General features: G+C 54.5%; 13 protein-coding genes. 7 read left to right on the top strand and 6 right to left on the bottom strand.

The genetic code is table 11. From position 1 onward, the window contains the following. Nucleotides 1-122: 122 nt before the first annotated feature. Nucleotides 123-2015 (top strand): amidohydrolase, encoded by a 1893-nt coding sequence (locus J3U88_RS29095; protein ID WP_207862537.1) that lies wholly within the window; start codon nucleotides 123-125, stop codon nucleotides 2013-2015. A gap of 189 nt (nucleotides 2016-2204) precedes the next feature. Here J3U88_RS29095 and J3U88_RS29090 read toward each other — a convergent pair whose 3' ends face one another. From J3U88_RS29090 to J3U88_RS29080, 3 genes are all read right to left on the bottom strand, one after another. Then, complete coding sequence (locus J3U88_RS29090) at nucleotides 2205-4940, bottom strand: serine/threonine-protein kinase (RefSeq protein WP_207862536.1); 2736 nt, start codon at nucleotides 4938-4940, stop codon at nucleotides 2205-2207. Continuing rightward, nucleotides 4940-5494 (bottom strand): ECF-type sigma factor, encoded by a 555-nt coding sequence (locus tag J3U88_RS29085; protein ID WP_207862535.1) that lies wholly within the window; start codon nucleotides 5492-5494, stop codon nucleotides 4940-4942. Before J3U88_RS29085 ends, J3U88_RS29090 begins: the two co-directional genes overlap by 1 nt. Before the next feature lie 202 nt (nucleotides 5495-5696). After that, nucleotides 5697-6794, bottom strand: a complete 1098-nt coding sequence (locus tag J3U88_RS29080; RefSeq protein ID WP_207862534.1) for a M43 family zinc metalloprotease — start codon at nucleotides 6792-6794, stop codon at nucleotides 5697-5699. Nucleotides 6795-7125: 331 nt separating this feature from the next. On the opposite strand from J3U88_RS29080, the gene J3U88_RS29075 reads away from it, so the two are divergent. Beyond that, on the top strand, nucleotides 7126-8289 hold the full coding sequence (locus tag J3U88_RS29075; protein ID WP_207862533.1) for an ankyrin repeat domain-containing protein: 1164 nt from the start codon (nucleotides 7126-7128) through the stop codon (nucleotides 8287-8289). 207 nt (nucleotides 8290-8496) lie between these two features. Continuing rightward, complete coding sequence (locus J3U88_RS29070) at nucleotides 8497-8889, top strand: hypothetical protein (RefSeq protein WP_207862532.1); 393 nt, start codon at nucleotides 8497-8499, stop codon at nucleotides 8887-8889. Nucleotides 8890-9210: 321 nt separating this feature from the next. On the opposite strand, the gene J3U88_RS29065 is transcribed toward J3U88_RS29070, so the two are convergent. Together J3U88_RS29065 and J3U88_RS29060 are read right to left on the bottom strand one after the other, a co-directional pair. Continuing rightward, complete coding sequence (locus J3U88_RS29065; protein WP_207862531.1) at nucleotides 9211-9633, bottom strand: hypothetical protein; 423 nt, start codon at nucleotides 9631-9633, stop codon at nucleotides 9211-9213. 250 nt (nucleotides 9634-9883) lie between these two features. Further along, nucleotides 9884-11041: an alpha/beta hydrolase-fold protein gene (locus J3U88_RS29060; RefSeq protein ID WP_207862530.1), complete on the bottom strand. Its 1158-nt coding sequence runs from the start codon at nucleotides 11039-11041 to the stop codon at nucleotides 9884-9886. A 269-nt stretch (nucleotides 11042-11310) separates the two neighbouring features. On the opposite strand from J3U88_RS29060, the gene J3U88_RS29055 reads away from it, so the two are divergent. The 3 genes from J3U88_RS29055 (at nucleotide 11311) to J3U88_RS29045 (ending at nucleotide 15872) form a co-directional block, all read left to right on the top strand. Then, a complete protein-coding gene (locus J3U88_RS29055; protein ID WP_207862529.1) occupies nucleotides 11311-12408 on the top strand; it encodes a sensor histidine kinase in 1098 nt (365 codons plus the stop codon). Continuing rightward, a complete protein-coding gene (locus J3U88_RS29050; RefSeq protein ID WP_207862528.1) occupies nucleotides 12405-13148 on the top strand; it encodes a LytR/AlgR family response regulator transcription factor in 744 nt (247 codons plus the stop codon). The genes J3U88_RS29055 and J3U88_RS29050 overlap by 4 nt, the downstream gene beginning before the upstream one ends. A gap of 330 nt (nucleotides 13149-13478) precedes the next feature. Beyond that, a complete protein-coding gene (locus tag J3U88_RS29045; protein WP_207862527.1) occupies nucleotides 13479-15872 on the top strand; it encodes a hypothetical protein in 2394 nt (797 codons plus the stop codon). A 458-nt stretch (nucleotides 15873-16330) separates the two neighbouring features. On the opposite strand, the gene J3U88_RS29040 is transcribed toward J3U88_RS29045, so the two are convergent. Further along, on the bottom strand, nucleotides 16331-19198 hold the full coding sequence (locus J3U88_RS29040; RefSeq protein ID WP_207862526.1) for a hypothetical protein: 2868 nt from the start codon (nucleotides 19196-19198) through the stop codon (nucleotides 16331-16333). Between the two features lie 463 nt (nucleotides 19199-19661). On the opposite strand from J3U88_RS29040, the gene J3U88_RS29035 reads away from it, so the two are divergent. Then, complete coding sequence (locus J3U88_RS29035) at nucleotides 19662-22631, top strand: hypothetical protein (protein WP_207862525.1); 2970 nt, start codon at nucleotides 19662-19664, stop codon at nucleotides 22629-22631.

The raw sequence follows: 22631 nt of genomic DNA, 5'->3' as shown, positions 1-22631 counted from the left end.
TTTTACATGAGTTGCAGCTTTGTCGGTAAAGCATTTAACTTGACATATAAATTAATTTTCGGTGAATATGTAAATTACCCCTACCAACAAAACCTACGGACTCACAACTCAGGGAGCCGGCCATGCGTTTCGCTTTTTTCCTCGTCCTAATCCTTGCCGACCTGCTCGCCCACAATCCCCTAACTAAGGATGCGGATCCTAGCAAAGGCGTCACCCTTGTCAGCGGCGGTGCCGTCATCACAATGGATGCCAATCTCAATCAGTACGAGGCCATGGCGATTCAAAACGGCACCATCCTGGCCTTGGGCACCTTGGCCGATCTGGAGAAACAGTATGGGGCCAAAGCCGGCAAGCTGTTGCTCAAACCGGGAGCCGTGGTGTTACCCAGTTTCATCGAACCCCATACCCATCCCGATTTGTGGAACTTGGTTCGCTTCCCTTGGGTCACCAATGTCAGCCCACTCGACCTATACGCCGCCGACAATACGAGCTATTCAGGTCAGCTCAGCTACCCCGAAGGTCTGGAACAACAGATCAAAAAAGTCATAGCCGCAAGAGAAGCCGACAACAACAAAAGCATTATGTTTTTCGGTTGGGACCCTATTTTTTACGGGCCCGTAAACCAATCTACCAGCGATAACCTGCCTTGGTTAGACAAGCCGGGTACGACGCCGGCCCAGGTTTTGGATCAAACGTTTAACCCCGATGTCCCCATCTCGATTATGTTGCAAAGTATGCATACCATATATACCAATACTAAATGGATGGAGAAATACCACTTAGAAAATCGCTGTAAAAACCAACCCTCCAACTTTTGCCTACGTGACGATAAGGGGAACTTAATCGGGCGTTTCCAGGAGGCGGAAGGCGTCAATGTCGCAATTAGCGCGTTTATGTTGGAAAACCCCATTGCCACTGAATCCTTTGTGGTTATGAAGGAAACCATTCAAAACTATCATCAAAAAGGGATTTCCACGGTGGGGGTCATGGGGACCCCCGAAGTACAGATGGGCCTGCTGATCGACGCGGCGCTTCACCATCGTATGCGCATGCGCATTTTTTCCCTAGGCCCCGACCCCAGCCAGGATAAGGGTAAAACGCGACCCGTTTTTTTCGACCCGCTGACCCAATCCCAACGCGAGTGGATCGATTGGCTGGGGACCAAGTACTGGTATGACGGCGCACCTTATTCGGGCAGCATGTATATGGATTGCAACCAAAGTCAGTATTACCAGAACAACTGGCTTACGCAACAACTGGGCATTCCGCAATACGCCGACGACGCTGATAAGGATTGCGGTCACGCCAATTACAACAACCAAAACCGAGGCAACTTTTTGACCTCGATCAACGCGTCTGTCAAACACGGCTTGATCGCCACCCACACCCAGGGCTCCCAGGCCGGCGACGATGTTTTGAACTTTTACGAACAGAGTCAACAGGTCTCGAAACTACCGCCGACGGCGCAATCGGTTCGCTACCGACTGGAACACAACGGTTGGTTGGGTGACTCAGAAATCCAGAACGCCAAAGAGCACGGCATTCACCTGAGTTTCCACGTATTACACATTTATTGGTACGGCGCGGATTTTGAAAACATGCTCAACCAATCGGCCTTGGCAAGCGTGATGCCGCTAAAGGAAGCGGTCGACGCGGGACTATCGATTTCGTTTCATACGGATACGCCGATGTACCCGCCGAACCCGCTGCTCATGGTGCGAACTGCGGCCACCCGCCAGACATTTAAAACCGGTCAAACCCTGACGGGTGAAGGCACCTTGGTTCCCTACCAAGGCGGCGTGGCGGCGGATGGAATTCCGGTCATCGAAGCATTAAAAGCGGTGACGATCAACGCGGCCAAGGCTCTTAATATGGAGAACTTGATCGGCAGTTTGGAAAAGGGAAAAAAAGCGGATTTCGTCATTCTTTCGGCCAACCCTTTGACCGTTGAACCGACGACGATAAAAGACATTGCGATCCAAGCCTTGTATGTAGACGGCAACCGGGTTTATTGAATCACCTTCCGCAAACAAGCGGAAGAAGGCTTCAATATCTTCCAAGCCGGTCTCGAACGCGCCAAAGAACAGGACGCGCGAAATCGCGGTTTCACCTCCCGTCGTATTGAGGAATTATCCAAGGCATTAATACAGAAACCCTCGCCTAAAACGCGGTTGTCTCGAGGCCGTGGCGGACGAATTCGAGCATCATCCATCCTGATCAAGGCGTTCAAACGCCGCGGTTCGCAGCGTTTTGATTTCTTTTGTCAAGGGGGCCTTTTCGCCCATTAGTTCGATGGCAAGCCGCCAGGCGCGGTCGAGATGGATCGCCGCGACCCGGGGCCGCTTCAAGTGGAGGGCGGTTTCGCCGGCGACCTTATCGGCGTTCAGGCTGTTGATGTGTCTGGGTGCAAAGCCCTGAAAAAGGTCGGAAGCTTCGCCCGCCAGGTCATGCGCTATGTGCGGCATGTCTTTGTTTTTATAAAAGACGGCAAGCTGAAGGAGCGCGCCGGGTAAGCGGAACGGGTCCTGCTCCAGTCCTCGCGAAACGTCCACCAACTCGTGGCCGAGGGCAACGGCTTCGCCCAAACAGCCTTTATCCGCCAAGATCGCTGCTTTGACTTGAAGCGCGGCCAGGGTCTCGGGATGACGGGCGCCCAATCTGTCGCGGTTTAAGGTCAACGCCTTGGTTGCGTGGAACAGGGCCGCCTCGGCTTCACGCCGGTAACGGCTGGTTTGGGCCAAATTGAGGTGGACCTGACCAATTGAGGCGTGGTTCTCACCCAGGGATCGTTCGTAAATGGCCGCGACCGCCTTAAATTTTGAATGTGCGAGGTCGAAGCGCATTTGGCATAAGTAAACGGTTCCCAACGATGAAAGCGATTTGGCCACATAGTAACTGTCCGCGCCCCAGTAGGCGCCGTCCAACTGATGTGCCTTGGTAAGCAGTTTCTCGGAACGGGCATAATCCCCGCGATGCAGCGCGGTTAACCCCAGCGAATAAATCTGATCGCTGACCTTTGGGTGGGCCTCGCCCCACGTTTTGTGCCCGAGCGCCAGACCCTGGTTCAGGGCCGCCTCGGAAAGATCGTACGCGCCCCGGTTGAGATGAACCAGGCCCATTAAACTGAAGTTATCCATTTGCGCGGAGACCGCCACTTCCGCGGGAAGTGCATCCGCCATGTGTCGCGAAAAGGCAAGGGTTTGTATGGCCTGGTCATACCGACCGCTTTCGTTATAGGCGCGCGCCAGCGTTTGGTAGTAGCGGGCCCGCGTGGCAAGCGGCGTGCCCTCGGGGAACGCGGCGTTGGCGACCAGGCGATCAATGCAAGCCTGGGCATGACCCCGCCAATAATCAAGGGCGGCCAAATTCAATTGCGCTTCAAATTGCGCCACCGCCATCAACGGACCTTGAGACGGTGATGACGGCGCGATCTGTTGGAGCAACTGTTCCGCCTGATCAAATTCACCCAAAGAGATAAAGGTGCGGCCGATGGTGTTGAGCATGGCGGCCCGGGTTTCAGGTTGATCGCGCATGCTGATTTGTGAGAGTCGAAATCCCCGCGAGAGGACTTCTTTGATACCGATATCACGCACGCCCGCCACACCAGGATCGCCCTGCCGCAATAGGTCTTGTACGAAATTGAGGACGGCCTGCGCCTTGTCCCGTTCCCGTGCAGCCTGGTCTCGCTCCAAGGCCAAGCGGTCTCGTTGGATGTGCGCCTGGAGCGAAAACCCAACCAGAAGCGCCACAAACAGGAAGGCAACCGCTACCGGCAACCGGTTGCGCTTGAGGAACCGCATGCCGCGGTAACGCCAGGTTTGCGGGCGCGCGAGGATCGGGTGCCCTTGGCAAAACCGTTCCAGGTCTTGCCGTAGGGCTTGTACCGAGGCATAACGCCGCTCTGGATCCTTCTCAAGCGCTTTGACCACGATGTGCGACAGATCGCCCTGCAGGGAACGCAACATCGCCCCGGGCGTGGTGGCGCGGCGTGAGGCGATCTCCCTTATTTGGACTGGCTTGCGGCGTTTCAAACGGCGGAACTGTTCCGCCGGCGAAGGGGGTGGTTGTTTGGTGATCGCTTGTTCCAACGCCGCGAAAGAGTCGGTTTCAAGATCGTAAGGAGAAACACCGGTTAATTGTTCATGGAGGAGAACCCCCAGGGCGTAGACATCGCAAGACGTTGTGATGGGCAAACCCAGGATTTGTTCCGGCGAAGCGTAACGCGGTGACATCAAACGCGAACCCGTTGCCGTGGCCGGCCCTTCATGAGGATGGATGAGGTGGGCGATCCCAAAATCCAGTAACTTGGGTTGACCCGCCTCGGTCACCATCACATTGGCCGGCTTTAGGTCTCGGTGGACGACCAGGTTCCGGTGGGCGGCCTCCAAACCGCGGCAAATCGACATGATCAGGCCGATGCGTTGTTTGAGGCTCAGTCGCCGTTCGTCACAGTAACGATCCAAGGTCTGACCCTGTACGTACTCCATGACCAGGTAGGGTGCGCCGTCTTCGGTGGTGCCGCCGTCCAAAAGCCGTGCGATGTTGGGATGCGCCAGATCGGCAAGGATTTGCCGTTCCCTAAAAAAACGGCGTCGTGTCTCGGCGGAAACCATGCCGGGGCGCATCAGTTTGACGGCAACCTGCTGTTGGTAGGTTTCGTCGTCGCGCTCGGCGAGAAACACCACCCCCATGCCGCCGGCACCCAATTCTCGAACGACCCGATAGGGACCGATTTTTTCCAGGGGCCGCGCACACGAGACCGTCTCATCGGGCATCCAGACCCGAGCGCGATCTTCCAGTTCTAATAAGTCCCCTACGGCAAGTCGCAGCGACGGGTCGTCGCACGCGATTTCATCGAGGTAGGCCGAGCGGTGCTCCTCGGGTAATTCCAAAAGGGATTCTAAAAGCGAGGTGATGCGTCGCTGCCGTTGCGTGTCCATCACGTTTCCCGCAATTGGCCCAAAAGCCACAGACGCGCCGCCGCCCATTTCCGATGGACGGTCCGCTCCGTAACCGCCATCACGGAAGCTGTTTCCGCAACAGTCAAACCGCCAAAAAAACGCATCACCACCACCTGGTGTTGCACGGCGTCAATACGCGCCAAACCCTTTAAAGCGTGGTCCAAAGCCAAAATCTCAATGCTTTGGGGTCCAACGCCAGGCAACATTTGCTCGTCGGCATGCAGGGTGACGTCGTCTCCGCCGCGACACAAGGCCTGTTTCTTTCGCGCGTGATCAACCAGGATCCGGCGCATGATGTGGGCGGCCACGGCAAAGAAATGGTTGCGATCATCCCAGGGAATCGCCAAATCATGTTGGAGCCGAAGAAAGAGTTCATTGATCAGCGCGGTCGGTTGCAAGGTGTGATCCGGCCGCTCACGCGCGAATTGCCGCCGCGCCAGCTCGCGTAAGTGACCGTGAACCGCTTCCATGAGTCGCGCGAGGGCGGTCTCCTCGCCGGCACGCCATGCGGCCAATAAACCCGTGATCTCCAAGTTCTTCCCCCCGTTGTCGGCAAACGACATTAGGGGTATTGATTATAGGGTTCCCGCGGGGCTTGATCAATTTCGGCGAAATAACCAGGAGGGACGAAAACTCACTTGCAAATTTTGATCTCGTAAATTTTGGGCGAAATCTGAGTTGGTTGCGGAACACCCCAGACCAGTCAAGGGTGTTCCGCCAAAGCGCGGTTGCCTGTTAATTCCAGACCAAAACCTGATGTTCTACCGTAATCTGCTGCCCTTCGCTGTCGGTGATGGTGCACGCAATGGTCACAAGCTCCTCATACCGTTCACAATCGCGTAACGTGCAGCGAACCGTGTCCGTAATTTCCCGGGCGTTGGAACCAATGGGGGTAATGCCGAAACCCTGCGCAACATGCCAACTGTAGGTATAGGGTCCATAGCCGGTTTCAACGTCAACCGACCAGACCGCGGGCCTGCCGGCGTGCAACACCTCCGGTCCGTTCATTTCCGCGGCGGTGAGCGGCGCCGGCCGATACATGGCGACTTGGTCCTCGGTGCGCCCTATTTGCCCGGCGGTAAACAGGGTCTGGCAACCGGCAAAACCGTAGTTCATAAAGTTCTCGACCGGACCGGTACGACCCAGGGGGCAAAACTGGGAGGTGGGACAGGTTCCGGCGGGCGGCGGGTTCGAAAGATCTGGTTTGAGATGCGTCTCCGTATCGTCCACCAAATCGTTATCGGTTGCGCAGGATGGACCAAAGGTATGGCGCAACCCCAGCCAGTGACCCACCTCGTGGATGAAGGTCGCGCCGCCTTCACCGCCCACCGGGCTGAAGGCGACATCAAGGACGATGCCGTCTCGTACGGGATCGTCACCGTAATCGTCGGGAAATGCCGAGGAGCCGGCAACACGTGTTCCCTGGTAACTGGGTACACAGGAATAAACATTCAGCGTGGTCGAGGTCCCCACGCGGAGTGTCTCTTTCATGTCCATTTCCTCGGCCGTCCAAAGGTCCAGTTGGAACCATTCACTACGCCACACGTAGTCGAAGGAAACCAGCTCGAAACGAATCCCTGAATCCACCAAGGCGTCGTTGAGAAGATCGACCAAGGTTTCAGCCCGTTCCTGGGTCGCAAAACCCAAGATGTTGTGCCACGCGACATCAAAGGTCACGGTCTGATTTTTTTTCAACCCCCGGTTGCGCTTCCATAACAGCGCCTGTTGTTGCAGATCGCGAAGATAAGCCTCTTCGACGGGTCGTTCACGGATGATGCATAAATCCGTCTCTCGCTGATCAATGGCAAAACCCAGCCCGTGGGGGGCCTGCATTGGGTTCTCGATGACCCGGCTTTCTGCAGGTGGGTGAAAAACGGTGCATACAAGCAATAGGATCTGAAACATCATTCTCCTCCAAATCGGATGAGGAGGCCGCCCGCCAAAAACGAGCACCTCCCTCTTAGGAGAGCTATGCGTGAGGTCGGCAAGAACACTGACAACCCTTTTTCAATTTTTTAAGGCTGACGGGGAACCCAATAGGTAGCGGGGCTGCGAAGCGGCACAAGGGTCATCTCTTTTTAGCGCGGATCGCCACCGCAAACCCCTGTCATATTACCTGTTAACCTAAACCGCGGAGGATCGGCTCCAGCTCTTATTCGGAGGCATGTTGCCCGTTAACCGGATTCCCTGTCGCAGGATAATACGCCAACCCACTGATCGTTTTTGTGAAGGCACTGGGGTAGACTCACACTGCTACGGTAAACTAGGCCAATCTTCAACCAAAGACGGGGACGGTAACATGCTTCTTTTCCTAATCGCGGCTTGGCTCTCAGATCCGGTGGAACTCCGGTTTTCAGGCGGCAGTTTTCAATTGCCTGAATCCCTGGAATTGGTTTCCATCCCTGAGAATGAAAGCCTTTTGATGGCGGCCGCACCGCGCAACGGCGGTGAATGTACGCTGACCTTACTCAGAATGAACCTGCTTGTGACCGACTTGGATCAGGTGTGGCAACACTACAAAAACGGCCTTGCTGAAGATTTGGGTGCCATCCACGTCTTGGCAGAGGCGTCCGTGACGGATGATGGTGGTATGCCCGTGCTCACCGCGGAGGTTGGCGCCGAAATGGAAGGCCAACCCATGCGTTTACTTTTTTTCTTCACTGCTCAGTCAGCTGATACCTACGTGCTCATGGCGATCGGCTCCGAGTCCTGCGTGCTCGCGGCAAAGCCTGCCTTTAAACAGGTTAGATCGGGGCTCCGGTTCGAGAATCCCGCGCATTTGGACCGGACCGTCGCCTTGTTGCAAACACTGTCCAAAAAGGACATGGATCCAGAGCAGATTCGGGTGAAACTTTTAGGGGGCGCTGATGTGAATGGTTTTCATCCCAAATACGGAACCCCATTGATGCGCGCCGTTGTTTGTGGCAATCCGTACATGGTGAAAAGTCTCCTGGAAGCCGGCGCCGACCCTAACAAAATCGTCGATGGTCTCGGTCCTTTTGAACACGTTGTTATTGCCAGGCCGTCCATCGCGGCGCTGCGGGACATTTACCGCAAGGTACCGGCCGGCGATGCCACCGAACCGACCCTCATTGACATCCTTAAAGACCTGGATCAACAACTTCGGTTGGGGATCCTGTGGGGACGTGTCGCCACCGTGCGCAGTGCTTTGCAGCGCGGTGCTTCATTGGAAACGAAGGATGAGGAAGGTCGCGATGTTCGCACCATCCTCAACGAGACCATGACCGAATTTAAGGCGTTGGAACTTGATACCACGGCATATCAAGAGATAAAACGGATGCTTGATGACCACGGCCGACAAAAGTAAAACATCAAGCGTAAATGCCGGGAACTGTGTTCCTAGGGGATAAGGGGAAGTAAGGTAGCCGGCTCTTGCTCAGTTGAAATTTGCGATTACCTAAAACTCTATAAATACAAGAGGTATTTGCATGATGGAGCAAGATTATGAAGAGCCGCGGGCGAAAGTCAACTGCCTGCGCTCTTGAAGACGCCCTACCGGACGATTTCAGAAGCGATGGATGGTTGGGCCGCTTTTGTGGCGCGTCTGAACTTTTTGAGAATGCCCCATGATATTGATCAAGCAATGCTCTACCCCTACTTAGAAGAAGATGAGGGCCCTAAGTTGGCGCGTGTCGATTTCTTTGGGAACGAACAGATCAGAGAGGCATGGGATGTGGATGAATACCAACCTATGCTCAAAGAGAAAGCATTCATCATCGGTCACGTCAATTTGCTCGATGAATATGTGTTTGCCACAACCAATTTGAACGCGGGAATTGCCATCATTCATCACGATGATGTTTTCCCCAGCAAAGATTCAGATGCATTGGTGGCGAACGAATTGCCGTATTTCGATTGCTCGCTTGAAGGTCTTTTTAGGGCGCTTTTGCCCCGGGGAAAGGACTAGCCCGCATTTCTCACAAGGAATTCTGCTACGAACCATGAAACCCATGCGATTACGAGGGTTTGCCTTCCGCGGGGCGGCCATCCGCCTTCCTCGGTCGAGCCGCCTTCGCCTCAGCTGCTACGCCGAATGGTCGGCCCCGCGAATGGTCGGCCCCGCGAATGGTCGGCCCCGCGAATAGTCGGCCCCGCGAATGGTCGGCCCCGCGAAAGGTCGGACCCCTGGGCAGTCTCTTAGTCGTAATCTTCGTACTCACAAGGCTTTCAGCTTCTCGCGACGAATCCTCGTGAGAAATGCGGGCTAGGTTTTCACCCTGAGGTCGGATTAAGCCAAGGCATTGAGCAGCTTGTCCATGTCTGACTGATTGTTGAATTGGGCCGGCGAAATGCGCATTCGGTTTTGGCCGACATTCGCGCGAATGCCCGCTTTCTTGAGGCGGCCGCGTAGGTCGATCTTGGTGGGATTGGTGCAAGTGATTTCGGTGACCTCGTTTGGCGCCGCCCCGATCATGTTGGCGAACAGTTTCCCCGTGTTGCGGTTAACCTCGCGACGAAACGCTTCTTCCGGCCGGTGGTACCCCAAATGTTGGATGTTGATGTACTTTTGGAGCGCTGCCTTTGCGGCAATCGAAAGCGGCATCATGCCCGCGCTGTTCAGATAGGTCTCGTGTTCAAGCCAGGGGTATTGGGCGCGGATGTCCTTGGGGTTGGTGTCGGCAAATGACAGGCTGCCGGGGCCCAGGAGCAAGCCGGCGACGGCGCCACCAAGCCCGGCCTTTAACCTAAGAAGCGCGATAACTCGTGGTGATTTTAGCTAAACCTCTGGGCTGCAACGGTCTGTGAAAATGCTCAGGGCCAACGGGTGCGGTCGGGCGCGACCCCGGCTCGCTTTTTCCAAACCATTTCGCTCCAGATCTTTAGCCAAAATCCCTCACGCTTATCGCGCTTCTTAGGTTCGAGGAGGCGTGCGTCTCACCGCGAACCTGACCAAACCCGGTTTACGGTTCCTTGGTTAGTTGGTCGATGCGGCGGCTGAGAAACTCGGCCAGGCGGGAATGCTGCGATTTGGCCAGTTCAAGGCCGGCTCGGAAGGTTGCCAGGGCTTGTTCCTTTTGGTTGAGTTCGGCCAGGGCATTGCCCAACATCGCGTGGGCTCTCGGTGACTGGGGTTTCTTTTTGAGCAACTCCTTGAAGCGTAGCAAACCTGCTTCCTGGTGACCGTCTTCGATGAGCATCCAGCCGATGCTGTTGTAGGTTCCCATGGGAATGTCCTTGGCGATGCCGTAGGTTTCACCGCGTTTTTCGTAAAATGCCTGGATACCCGCCATGCCGCCGTATTCCTGGAACGCCTTGAAAGTGGCGAGGCTTGGAAGCTGGTAATCGCGGAATACCACCGAAAGGCCTTGGTAGAGGGTGAGGTTCGGCGTGGTCATGTGGGTTTCGTTGGGGATGAAGTGGTATTCCCAGGCCAATGCCGGCGGGGCTTTTTTCATGAGCGCGGCAAGTTGGTCGACCGCTTCGCTGAGGTCCGTTCCTTCTTGCGCCGCCGTGGTGCGCGTGAAGTACAGCGATTGGGTACCGGCGTGCTTTTGCGCCAAGAATGCGGGGAATTGAGCAAGCAGTTTGCGGTCCTCCATCTGGAGCGAGGGGCTTGCCGCGATCGTACCTTGGAACGAATTGGGTTCGCTCGCCAGCATATAAAGCGCGAAGGCGCCGGCCATGGAATGCCCGAACAGCACGTTTCGGTCCCTGGTTCGGTAGGTCTTGTCGATCATGGGCACCAATTCGTCGTTGATGAAGCGTTTGAACTGATCCTTCCCGCGGCCGAGATCGCGGTTGCGGTTGGTATTGGGAATCGCCACCACGATCACCTTGGGGATGCGGCCAAAGCGCGCCAAGGTTTTTGCCGCGAGGGTGCCGTGATGGAAGTGATCCCTGCCGTCCAAAACATAAACCACCGGATACCGGTCCGTGGTTTGGTTGTAGCCCGCGGGTAGGTGAACCAGGATATCGCGTGTTTCCCCCAGAACCGTGGAGGCTATTTGAACCTTTCGACCGAGGTCAACGGTCACCGCTTCGCCCTGCTCGGTCGCGGGTTCACTTGCGGGTAGGGGCGAGAGCAGGAGCACGGTCAAAAAGAAGAGGCTGCTTTTCATCATTTATCCTTTAACCCTGAACACGGCGACGGGGGAGGGGGCCGCTGTTTGTTGTTCAGGCGTAAATCGTGTTGTTGGGTGTTGGCGGCTTTTTTGTTTTTAGAGAGCGGAGAAACCGGGCACACCTGAAGATTGTTACGGACGCCGGGTTTTTGAGGATTCGGGACGGGGGACGAACGGTTGAAGACTGGGACAAACCGTTGGCTGAGCCTGATAAGATCAACCCTGTGCCTTGTGGGCGGGTTCCGAAATGAATCGAGGAGAGCGGGATGGGCTACTTTCTGGGACATCATAAACTGTTGCGGCTGTGGCTTCTCCTTGCCGCGATTTTTGTGATCCTCGCCTTTGCCGTGAACCTGATCGTGGTGGCGGTTTGGGGCAAAACCATGAACTGGTACGGCGCCCTCGCTCAGATCCTCGTCTATTTCATGTGGGTGCTCTTTGTGCCGGCCGTGTTTGCCATCCACAAACGGGTTCCCTTCGAGGGACATCGCGCCGCGTTTTTCGCAAAACACCTGGTGATGGGTTTGGGTTTGTGTATCCTGCACCGGTTCCTGGTGGAACTGGGTTTGGCCTATTGGCTCATTTATATCGATGCGGAGGATTGGGGTTATTTGGACCCGGCCGGCGACACCTTCCTGTTTGCCATGCGCGTGTTGGTGGGTGCGCTGGAAAACCTGTTTTTGTATGTACTTACCTTGGCTTTTGTGTACCTGCTTTGGTACGAGGGGCGTTTCCGCGATGAGGCTGTTTTGCGGTCTCAAGCCGAAAAAGGCAAAGTCCTCGCTGAACTGGAAGCCCTGAAAATGCAGGTACAGCCCCACTTCCTGTTTAACGCATTCAACAGCCTGGCCACCCTGATGGAAGAAAACCCGGAGGAAGCCCAGGAATATTTGGGCCGGCTCGGCGAGTTGCTTCACCACGCCCTGGATCACCAGGTGCAGGATCGGGTGACGGTGGCGGAGGAAGCCGCCTTTGCCGAGAACTACCTCGCCATCCAAGCCGTGCGTTTTTCCGACCGCATGCAGGTGCAGATCGATGCCGCGCCCGACCTTTTGCAACAGAAGGTGCCCGCCTTTTTGCTCCAGCCATTGGTTGAGAACACCATCAAACACGGTGTTTCCGCCTCGCTTGGCCCCCACCAGGTCGCCATTCGCATCTTTGGCAAACCCAACCGAACCTGCTTTGAAGTCACCAATACCTGGGCGGATGCGGGCCCTGACCGCAACACCGAGGGGCACGGTCTGGGCCTGTCGGGCTTGCGCAAGCGTCTGGAACTGCTTTATCCCGAAGAATTTGTGATGGACGTGGAACCGCTCGCCCAAGGGTTTCGCGTGTTGATTGAGCTGCCGGGAGGTGTGGCTTGAGCCCGAAAACGAGCGTGCTCATCGTCGATGACGAGCCCCTCGCCAGAAAACGCCTGCGTACCCTTCTGGAAAAAGAAGCGGATATGACGGTGGTTGCCGAATGTGGCAACGGCGACGAAGCACTGAAGGCACTGTTCACCTTGGAACCCGACATCCTTTTTCTCGATATCGAGATGCCCGGGAAAAACGGTTTTGATGTCCTACAACAGTTACCCGCCTCGGCCCAGCCTTTTTGCATTTTCGTGACGGCTTATTCTAAATACGCGGTCCAAGCGTTCGAATACGAGGCGCTCGACTACCTACTAAAACCGTTCCGAAATTCCCGCTTTCAGCAAGCGCTGGCGCGCGCCAGGCGCCATGTCCAGATGCGGGAAACGACGCCCGCGTCTGAACCGGACGCGGCGCCGCCGCGGTACCTCATGACCATTGACCTTTACGGGTCGTCGGTTGACCTTGCAGCCGACGACATGATGTGGATCCAATCTGACGGCAACTACATCAAAATCCGCACCGCGAGTTCGACCTATTACAAACGGGCAACACTGTCGGATGCGGTCGAACTGTTGGAACCACAAGGTTTTATCCGTATCCACCGGTCGGTGTTGGTCAACAGCGCGCATGTGACCGAGGTGGTTTACCGGGGCAACAATGAATACGAAATCGCGACCACGGAAGGGGCCCATTTCCGTTCGGGTCGCACCTACAAACAGCGGATCCAGGCGTTTCAGCAGAAGCAGTGAACCCAATCCGTTAGCCTGTCGCGGCTGTGCCTCGTCGACTGGGGAAACCACGCCGAAATCGATCCGAACTTTTGCGGTTCGCCCTGTTTCACGGGGCGGGTTTTCCCGTTGAGAACTGAAGTTTTGGGCTGGATGGGCGTTCGGTGTTTTCGAAAAAAAATAGGTCATGGAAACATCAAGGATGGGCCGTCGTATAGCTTATTGCGCATATGCTGTTAGTTAACGGTAGTCAAAAGTAAGTCAATAAGCCCGGTTTTCATTTCCTATGAGGGTTCAGCGAGAAGCTGAAAGCCTTGTGAGAAAAGCGGGCTAGATAGGACGGTTAATTTTATGATGAATCGCTCAGGCGTTTTAGGCGAAATAGGTCGCCTTTTCTTTCCCGTTTCACTTGTTCGTGTTGTATCCCTCTGTCTTTTCACTTTTACCACGGCGCTTCAGGCTCAAGATCGCCTGAACCTAGCTGATTTTCAAACAGGTGCTACCAACGATATTGCCGCCATTCAGAGCGCGCTCGACGCGTTGGGCGGATTACCCGGAACCCTTTATTTCCCCGAGGGCGAATACGACCTGTATGGCTCGCTGTCCGCCGGGGATAAAGTCACTTTTTGTGCCCCAAACGCTCGCTTTGCGTTTCATCCGGGCGCTCGGCTTCTGGTGGGCGATTTTGAATACAACTTTGACGTGATCCTGGCCGTGGACGCCCGCCCCCTTTTTGACGCCGAGGGTCGCGCCTTTGGTACCATCCGGGTCGGTGATACCAATGGGGAAATTTATCCCAACTGGTTCGGTGTGGTCGCCGATGACCAACTTCCCGATAACAAGGGGTTTACCGCGGCTTTAGATACCCTTCGCTATTCGCCGCACTTCGAGCATTGCGACGGTTCTCAGGCGCCGCGGCGCATGGGCATGCGGACCCTGGTGATTCCCGGCGGGCAGTACCTATTGGACAGCGCGGAAATACGCCCCGAGGACGACGGCATTGCACTGGATATGCGGCCGTATTTCAAACCGGGTTGGACCATTCAAGAGCGCGAAAAACACACCAAAGGCCTGGTGATCGTCGCCCAAAACGCGCTTTTTAACCTCAAGGGGACGGACTTCGTTGCGATCCAGATGGGTTTTCACACCAAATTGAACGGTACCCTTTCTCTTGAGTGGGACAACGGCAGCGGCGATGACAATACCCCGCAAGAGATCGCCGGCGTCGGGACCGGGGGCGGTAACGGGATCACCGGCGTGCGTTTTGGTAAATCCGGTGATTTGAATACCGGCGCCTATATCGAGAACATTTTTATCAACGATTGCGAATTCGGCATGGTGTTCACCGTGGACGGTTGCCAAAACCTGAGACAAACGGTGAACGGAGAAACCGTCACTCGCGACTGTGACGAAGGCTGCGAAACGGGGTGTTCAGAATGGCGCTGCAACCCGGAAAGCGGCGTCTACTACAACCATGTCAATCACGCGCGTATGGTCCGCTGTGGGACCGGTCTGATCATGCAGACCACCTTCACCTGCAACCAAGAAAATGGCAAGGCGGCGCGTGTGAATGCCAACCACTTTGATTTTCTGGACATCTCTACCAGTGTGAGAACCGGTATCAAAATGGATTGGGCCAATTCCAACAGCTTCAGTTTCCTGGAGCTCGAGCGCAACGGCATGATCACCGAGGACTATAGCGCGCGCGGTCGCGGCTTTTTGTTAGAAGGTCAGGTGTCTGGTTTGCAAGTTGCCGGCGGTTGGATTGAGAAAAACGGTTGGGATCGCTTGAATGCGACCGATCAGGAAGTGAATATCGAAGTGGTCGAGGGGGCCGACGCCTCGGGTTTGCAGATTTTGGCGCGCATGACCGGTATGTACAAAACGCCGTCTTCCATTCAGGGTGCGGAAGGTTTGGGCATCTATACGGACGGCAGCACCCTCTACATGCCGGAGGATACCCACATGGGTTCGGTGCGGCTTAACGAGGCGCGCGACATGCGCAGCATTCGTTCCGACAACGGTTTGAACGTGGTGCTCCGCAACCGTCGCAACATGGAAGTGAAGGCGGAAGGCGAGGGCCTCAAATACCTGCTCAGCGTGGATTCCTCGGAAGCGGGTCACGTTTCGCGCGGGGTACATATCCCCGAATTATTGGGCGAGACTTTGTTGAAGCCTGGCCGAAATCCTTTTGAACCAACGGAGTGGATGCCGGACTATCGTTTAATTTTGGATTCGGACGCGACCCACATGCTCATCCAAAACGAGGACAACCGATTGTTGTTCCGCATGCGCACCGACTCGGGCGGTTTGTACCTGCCAGGGAACCTGACCGTCGACGGCGGCCTTAATTTCCGCGTCGGGAAAACGGGGCATCCCAGCTACAGGTTCGTGATCCGTGAATACGGGGGCGACGACGGCAAAGACGGCGACCCCATCGTGGAAGTCGACCCGTCGGGGATGGCCATTGGCCAGGGAACACCCATCAAAAAGCACATGCACCATGTGGCGGCGGGCCTGTCCCCGAGCATTGAAGCTGACGCGGTGCATACCGAAACCTTCACCGTGACCGGTGCGATGCCGGGCGACACGGTGGCGGTTGGTGTCGATGGCGCGGTTGGTGGGTTGCTGATTAGCGGCGCGGTCACCGGAGAAAACACCGTGACCGTAACCTTCTTCAACAAAACGGGCGCCACCTGGGCGCCGGCCACGACGACCGTCAAGGTGGACGTTTGGCAGCATTAATCTTGGGTTCAAAGTTCTAAAATACCAGGCGGGCGTGGCGCAAAATGCCGCGCCCTTTTTCATGTCGGATCAACAGCTTTGAAACAATGAAAAGGTTCGCAGCTTTGGAATACAAAAATCGAGGAACCTCTTAAAAGTTGAGAACGTGTTTTAAACGAAAAATGATCTATGTTTTAGGTGACCCATCGCAAACACGAAAACATCGTCTCGTGATGGCGTTGCATAGTGTGTATTGGTGATAAAACCTTTAATGGTGCAAAAGGTGTTGTTGGTGTAATCATTGGATCAGTTAGAAATCAATGGGTGTGTGGTTCTATTGAAGGTTGTCTTCTTGGTTATCTTTTTGTTTTCACGGGGAGATCGAAGCGGCCTTGTTTTTGGTCGGGTGCCGCGCGGTTTTTCGGTTGTTACGCGGGCTTGACGGGTGCTGCCGGCGGTGGGACGCGGCAGCGGTTGGGTTAGACCCGGCCCTTTAGCTCGGACTCGTTTCGTTCCAGCCGGATACCCACGATGTCCTCCACGTTTTTGTGCAGGGTCTTTACGTTTTGCCTGTAGAGGCCGCCGAAGGATTCGGGATGGTAAACCCGAAGAAGCCCTCTGGTTTTGGACCAGACGTGGCGTAGGTAAGTGCGGTATTTGGGGTTGACGTCTAGGAGGCGGAACAATGCTAGATAAGCGTTAAAGGTGCCCTTGGTACTCAGTTTGTCGGGCGCGGCGAAGTTCAAAAAGCTGGCCAAGAGTTGAATGTCCAGTGAAAGAAAACGCTCCTCGTGGAATAACATCAATAATTTCAGCTCGGCAGACATGCGGTGTTCTTTTTTGAAGGTTTTTAGGGCACCGGAGGTGAGCATTTTTTTGAGGTCGGGCGGCGTGGTTGCGTCTTTCTTCTTGGCTTTGCTGAAGATGGCTTCTACCGCGAGGCCTCTTTGAGTGTAGAGAAAGCCGAACGCCTTGAGTTGGGCCGCCGAAGAGCGTGACACGAAGTCAAAATTTTTCTTAAGCAGGGTGACATCCTTGTAGTGGAGGGCTTGGGAAAGGTGGCGACTGATGCCGTGGCGACTGTAGATTTTGCCGAAGGGGCGTTTGAGGGATTCGATCAATTCGTAGAGCGCCTCGTGATCGTCGGCAAGGATGGAAACCAACTGTTTTAGCATCGGTTTGTCCAGCTTGAAGGCACTTGTAAGCTGTGCGGTTAGATCATTTAACACCGCTTTGTCGGCAACCTGCGCTTCCCCCTCGATGATTTGTTGTTCGAGGTTCATGAGCATCCAAGCCGTGCCTTTGGCATCCTCCGGTGCGTTGGCCTTAGCCAGTTCGGCCTCTAACAGGGCCAGGGCCCGTTTGAGGTCGGGCGAGAAATGGTTGATGAGTTCGAATGCTTCCAGGGCCACGCGTGGGTGGGCCCACTCGCCCTCACGCAACGCTTCCCGGAGTTCATTGCGCACGTGTTGAAAAAGGTTTTCTAGATTCTCGTCGTTACACTGTAGAAAAAGCCAATACATTTGAACCCAAGATGGGTCCTCATCCGCGCCGTGTTTTCTTACCAAGTCGACCAAGGGTTCGGCGACGGGGATGTCGCGCAACTCCTCCAGAAGCAGCAAAAGGCGGATCTGCCGTTCACGCGGGTTGGGAAGTACCAGGATCTCATTTAAGCGCCGCCGGTAGTGGGTGGCGTTGATGATTTGAAAATCGAGGGCGTGAAGCGAGCTGTAGAGCGTGCGCTTGATAATCGGGAGGCAGTAGCGCAGGTCCTCCAGGGGCACCGAGGTGTAATCCTTGAGATGTTCGTAGCATTGGATCAAAACCTGCTCGATCTGTAATTGGCGTTCAAAACAAGCGCGAATCTCTTTGAAAAGGTGGCCGACGGCATCGAAGCGGGTTGCTCCGTCCTCGGGTCCGTTCTGTTGGAAGTACTTGAAGGCCCAGCCTGTTAGCGACGCGGTAAGGTGTTCAATTTCGCGGTGGAGTTGAAGTGATGCCTGGAAGGTGGCGATTTCCCCGGAGGGTTCAAACTCCAACTTACCGACCCGGTAGATAAGCTTGCGGGTAAAATCCCCCTGATTAATGGCCTCGAAGGTCTGTAGTTCGTTTGGTTTAAGGGGGGTTAACAGATTCTCCGCCCATTCCGAGATGGTGAGCGCGGGATTGGCCTCGCGCGCCCCGCTCATCTCCTTGAGGACGGTTTCTGCGAATAGAAATAGGTGAACCTGAACATCCTCGAGCCATAGGGTAAGTGCCTGGTAATCTTCAGTTAGATCGCTGTTGCGGTGGGGCAAGGCCTGCAGGTTGAGGTTGAGCAGGCTGTGGGGATCAAAACCGCCGTGAAGGAAGGCAAAGATGCGTTCTAGACGGGCGCCGCACCACCTCATGTACTTTTCGGGTTGAGAACCCATGTGGCGGTTTTTGGTCGATTGCTTGAGGCGTTTGAACTGCTCTGGATTCCAAAAGGGTTGAATGTCCTTGATGCGTAAAAACCCCAGTGGATTTTCGTTGGTAAGCATTTCTTCGACGGCCAGTAAGTAGTGGCTTTCGCGGGACATGGCCACCAGACCGGTACCCTGGGAACGCGGGTTGTTCAGCAGTTCCCGGAACTTTTTGTTGTGGCTCTGCAGGGCGCCCAGGCTCTCGAATTTGGAATGGGCCAACCAATCGACGGCTTCTTGGTAACGCGCATTTTTTTTATCCAGCAAGATGTGCTCGATGACCGCCAAACCAAAGCGGGTTTCCGCGCCGGCTTCCAGACCGTATGACTGTTTGCGCAGGTCCGGGCGCATCTTGGCGTCGGAGGTCGCGGCTTTTTCGCCACCCCGTCCGGTCAGTCGCCCAATACAGGCGTGGAGCGAAAGGCTTTTGGTGAACTTTTTAAAAAGGGCGGCATGTTCCTTACAAAGGTAGGAACGCTTGCGTTTTAAGGCACTGTAAACCTTTGGCGCTGCTTCTTTTAGCTCGAGAAGGAACTCGATATCGAAAGGGATTTCTTGGGCGCCCAGGTTGAGTTTAATGTAGATCAAAGAACCGTAACCATTGATCAACTCTTCCACGCGAACCCGTTGGACCCTGTCGGCGTAGAGATTGAGTTTTTCGGCGACCATCCGCATGTTTTCGCGGTACATGTGCGACTTTTTGCCGCTGGATAAGTAGGCCTGCTCCTGAAGTTCATCCAACATCTTGGGGTTGAAATCTTCCTGAAGGCGCTGAAGCAAATGGGCTTGGCCTCTGCCGGAAAGGAGGCCGTCGGGGTCGCTCAGGTTTTCCAGATGCTCCTCAGCAGGGGGATGATGCCTTTCCTTGGTGCTCGGAGAGGCTATGTCTTTGGAATTGGGCATGCAACCACCTATCGAATACGTGATCATTTTAGCAACTTCCACGGGTTGCCGTGCAGGTATTTAGCCGCGCAATGATTGAGACCGAAACCGCCCAAATATTTCCACCAAAGGGATCATTTATAATGTAGCTCACGGTTTTCGAGAAAAACGTGGTGGACGCGATTGAAAACTCTGGGTTTTGACCTTGAACCTTCCTTGATGGAAGGGTGTATTTTTCGGTATAAGCGGAACTTAGGATATGCACTTAGAATGAGAGTATCGAGGAAGATTACGTTATTCTTCAAATATTGATCCTAGACCTAATTGACACCCCTGTGTGCTTGTTATAATATGTATCTCGACCAAAAAAACATTTTCAAAAATTAAGTCAAGGTATCATCCGCCGGGCTCTTTCTTTGCAACCGTTAGAGGAACAGGTGTTGCGAGTAACTGTGCGCGGCGGTCCATTTCAGGAGGGGGCGCTATGGCTCCCAGGCAGAATAGCCTGATCCCCGATGAAGCGATTCACAACGCCATTCCCAGCTATGAGTTTCCCCTGAATAAAGATCAGTTGGATTTCATCTTTAATCAGGCGCTGGTGATGGAGCAACGGCGCTCCCATGGTTACATTGAATTGATGGTGATCGTCCACGATGAACTGAACAAGGTGAAAGCCGAAGATTTTGTTCAAATTGATTACCTGCAGATCATCAAGCGGACCGGGTGTTTGCTTCACTTTACCTTGCCCGACGTGCCCTTTCGGATTCCCTTTGATGTAGAGTTCTCAACCCGATTGCGCATGGATATTCAACATCGCATGTTGGTCGAGCTTGAGCCACGCATCAAAGAACTTCGCCTGGAGCACCAACAGCTCCTTTCTTATTTGAAGCGAGAGCGCAATCTTTCCTATTTGGAAACCTTTAACCGTTACAACGCCCACGCCATCGTGCAGGGCGGCATCAAAGTAATACGAAGCGCGCAAAGCAAAAAATACAGTAAAGAGCAGGATGTCTCCCATCTCGAGCGAATTACCAAGGCGCTCGAACTGCCGAATCGGCTCTTTTTCGATTTGTTCGCGTTACAAACGGCGGTTAAAAATCCCGAGCACCCCAATCATGAATTGGCCATGAAGCAATTTGAGGAGTCCTATTTTCGCGGAAAGATCGAGGCCCTTGAATCCTACTTAAAACTGTCCCTACCCAGCCTGCGCAAACACGTCGCCAATTTGAAACAGGAATTTTTAAAATTGAGCGGGTTGAAACCCCTCGATGGCAAGCATGACGGGGGCATGTTGGGTTGGGCCAACAACTTTCGCTTGTTGCGCATGGCGGACGCCAATGGGATCAACCCTAACGTCAAGGAATGGCATCGGCTGAAATACCAGACCTTTTCTGAGATTCAGCGCGAGTGTGATGTACAGGCCTTTGACAAACGCATCGCTTTTATCGAAAACCTTTACAGTCGCAAAAAAGACCATCAACGTTATTTTTCCCAGCTCAACCGTCAGCGCCACCTGATTGAGGAGAAAATTGACGAGGCTTGCCGCCAAGACAGCATCGCTTACCAGTCGATTCGTTTTGACCAACAGCTTACCGTGCAATCGCCGGACGCCGAACTGGCGGAAAGTTGGCTGCGTTCCAACCGCATTAAGTTGCACCGCCTCTATTTCCGAATCTTGGCGGAAATGACCCGTTTGGTGGAGGAGCACCAGGTCGAAACCATGGAAGTGGTTCACAAAATCATCCACGATTTTCAGGTGACCGATGATTTCGCCTCGCAAAGTGCCAGGGCCGAGTTGGAAGAGCTTTTGTTGCCGGATGTTTTTCGTCGCTTCGCCATCCGGTTTCAGCGTACCGAATTTGAAGATGCGAATACCGAAAAGCTGAACACCCTGATGACACTCAAAACGGAGGTAAGTGATTTTGTCCACCGCCTGAATATCCACGATACCTTGCTGCAGGGAAAAATTCGTTTGGCTTATCCCGAGGGGGCCGGCGACTTTCTCGAACGGCTTTATGACCGTATCGACAAGTTCGAGCATCTTTTGCTCGAAATCAACGGTGCGGTTTACGACACCTACCTTGCCGCCCCGGATACCCAAGTCTTGACCAAATCGGATCAGCGCGAACTGATGCGAACCTTGCGGCGCATGATTGTAAACGCGATTTTGGACTATCGCCAAAAGCTAGACCTGATTAAAGGGGAGCCTTATCACGAGCGCATCGACGATTACGAGCAGCTCCATTGCCCCTTAGAGCAGCAACGGCGTTTTGTGCTCACGCGCGATGAACTGCAACTCATCCCGCCACCGGAAAAGATTGAAGAATTTTTCAAGCAAGTCCTGAAGACGAAAGGCCTTAAGTCCGAGGTGGAGCACGATTTCCGCACCAAATTCCAACTCATTCAGGCGAACGAGGATAAGTTGGAGGCCGCGGCGGCACGACTTGACGAATTGATTGTGCTCGACCAGAGCACGGATACCGCCAAAACCTTTAGAAAGTACGGGCTTGATGTGTTTCACGAGGGGCGCTGGCGCGAAGAATTTAATGCCTGCTGTGCGACTTTTGTGGAAATTGCCGACTTGCAGGGGGCGGAACCCCTGGTTGAACGGTTTGACCGGCTTTCGGAGCACATTCGCGAGGCCCAGCAAATTTCTTGTCCCGGCGCGGTTCGCCAAGCAAAAGTGAATGTCATTCGTGCTACGTTTGGGCTCGACCGCGGCCAGGTGACCCTGCTGAAGGAACAATTAAATGTGAACTGCGAAGCCCTTGGTCGTCTTCAGGAAGATGTCCAGCATGCCCTCAGGGAGCTCATGCAATTCCAGACCAAGCTGGGTTACGTGGATGATGCGCCCTACTGGGATGAAATCCTCAATTACGATGATCTTGAAAACCTGCGTAAGGAATACAAGTTCATCGATACCGTCGACATGCGCGTGGGGAAAAAGTTTGTTGCGCTGCTCAATGCCTACAACCGTTCCACCGAGCGGGTTTTTAACGAAGTTTACAGCAAAAAATTCCCCAGGGATTCCGAGTTGTACAAGGTAATTCACGATGTACATTACCAAAAGTTCATCACGGAACGCCGCATCCTCTCGAAAACGAAATTGGCGATTTTGCGTTTTGACGAGGCGGCCTGGGATTACCAGGTGCAATACCTTATATTCTTCCTGACCTACACCACCTTTGGCGCGTTCAAGGACGCGCCGCCGGCCCAAAACCTGTTCCAGGTGTTCAGAGAGGTGGAAAAGGTGAAGTCCCAACCCGAGGTACGCACCTGGCTGCGCATTCTCAAGGGCCGGCTCAGCACCCGCTTGTACCAATATGAGCACGAGGATCCCGAACTGAACCGGCTTTATGAGAAAAACCGAACCGTGCTCCTCAACGAAATCGACCATATCGTCAAAGACAAGTTGGATGTTTCCGATTCCACCATCCGCGGTTGGAACATGTGA

This window comes from Acanthopleuribacter pedis, assembly GCF_017377855.1.
Taxonomy (GTDB): Bacteria; Acidobacteriota; Holophagae; order Acanthopleuribacterales; family Acanthopleuribacteraceae; genus Acanthopleuribacter; species Acanthopleuribacter pedis.
This window is presented reverse-complemented; position numbering and strand designations above follow the sequence as displayed.

Coding starts and splice junctions, on each gene's coding strand:
- J3U88_RS29060 (WP_207862530.1), bottom strand. CDS start 11,041: ATGAAAAGCAGCCTCTTCTTTTTGACCGTGCTCCTGCTCTCGCCCCTA.
- J3U88_RS29090 (WP_207862536.1), bottom strand. CDS start 4,940: ATGGACACGCAACGGCAGCGACGCATCACCTCGCTTTTAGAATCCCTT.
- J3U88_RS29075 (WP_207862533.1), top strand. CDS start 7,126: ATGTTGCCCGTTAACCGGATTCCCTGTCGCAGGATAATACGCCAACCC.
- J3U88_RS29080 (WP_207862534.1), bottom strand. CDS start 6,794: ATGCAGGCCCCCCACGGGCTGGGTTTTGCCATTGATCAGCGAGAGACG.
- J3U88_RS29045 (WP_207862527.1), top strand. CDS start 13,479: ATGATGAATCGCTCAGGCGTTTTAGGCGAAATAGGTCGCCTTTTCTTT.
- J3U88_RS29035 (WP_207862525.1), top strand. CDS start 19,662: ATGGCTCCCAGGCAGAATAGCCTGATCCCCGATGAAGCGATTCACAAC.
- J3U88_RS29070 (WP_207862532.1), top strand. CDS start 8,497: ATGGATGGTTGGGCCGCTTTTGTGGCGCGTCTGAACTTTTTGAGAATG.
- J3U88_RS29095 (WP_207862537.1), top strand. CDS start 123: ATGCGTTTCGCTTTTTTCCTCGTCCTAATCCTTGCCGACCTGCTCGCC.
- J3U88_RS29055 (WP_207862529.1), top strand. CDS start 11,311: ATGGGCTACTTTCTGGGACATCATAAACTGTTGCGGCTGTGGCTTCTC.
- J3U88_RS29040 (WP_207862526.1), bottom strand. CDS start 19,198: ATGCCCAATTCCAAAGACATAGCCTCTCCGAGCACCAAGGAAAGGCAT.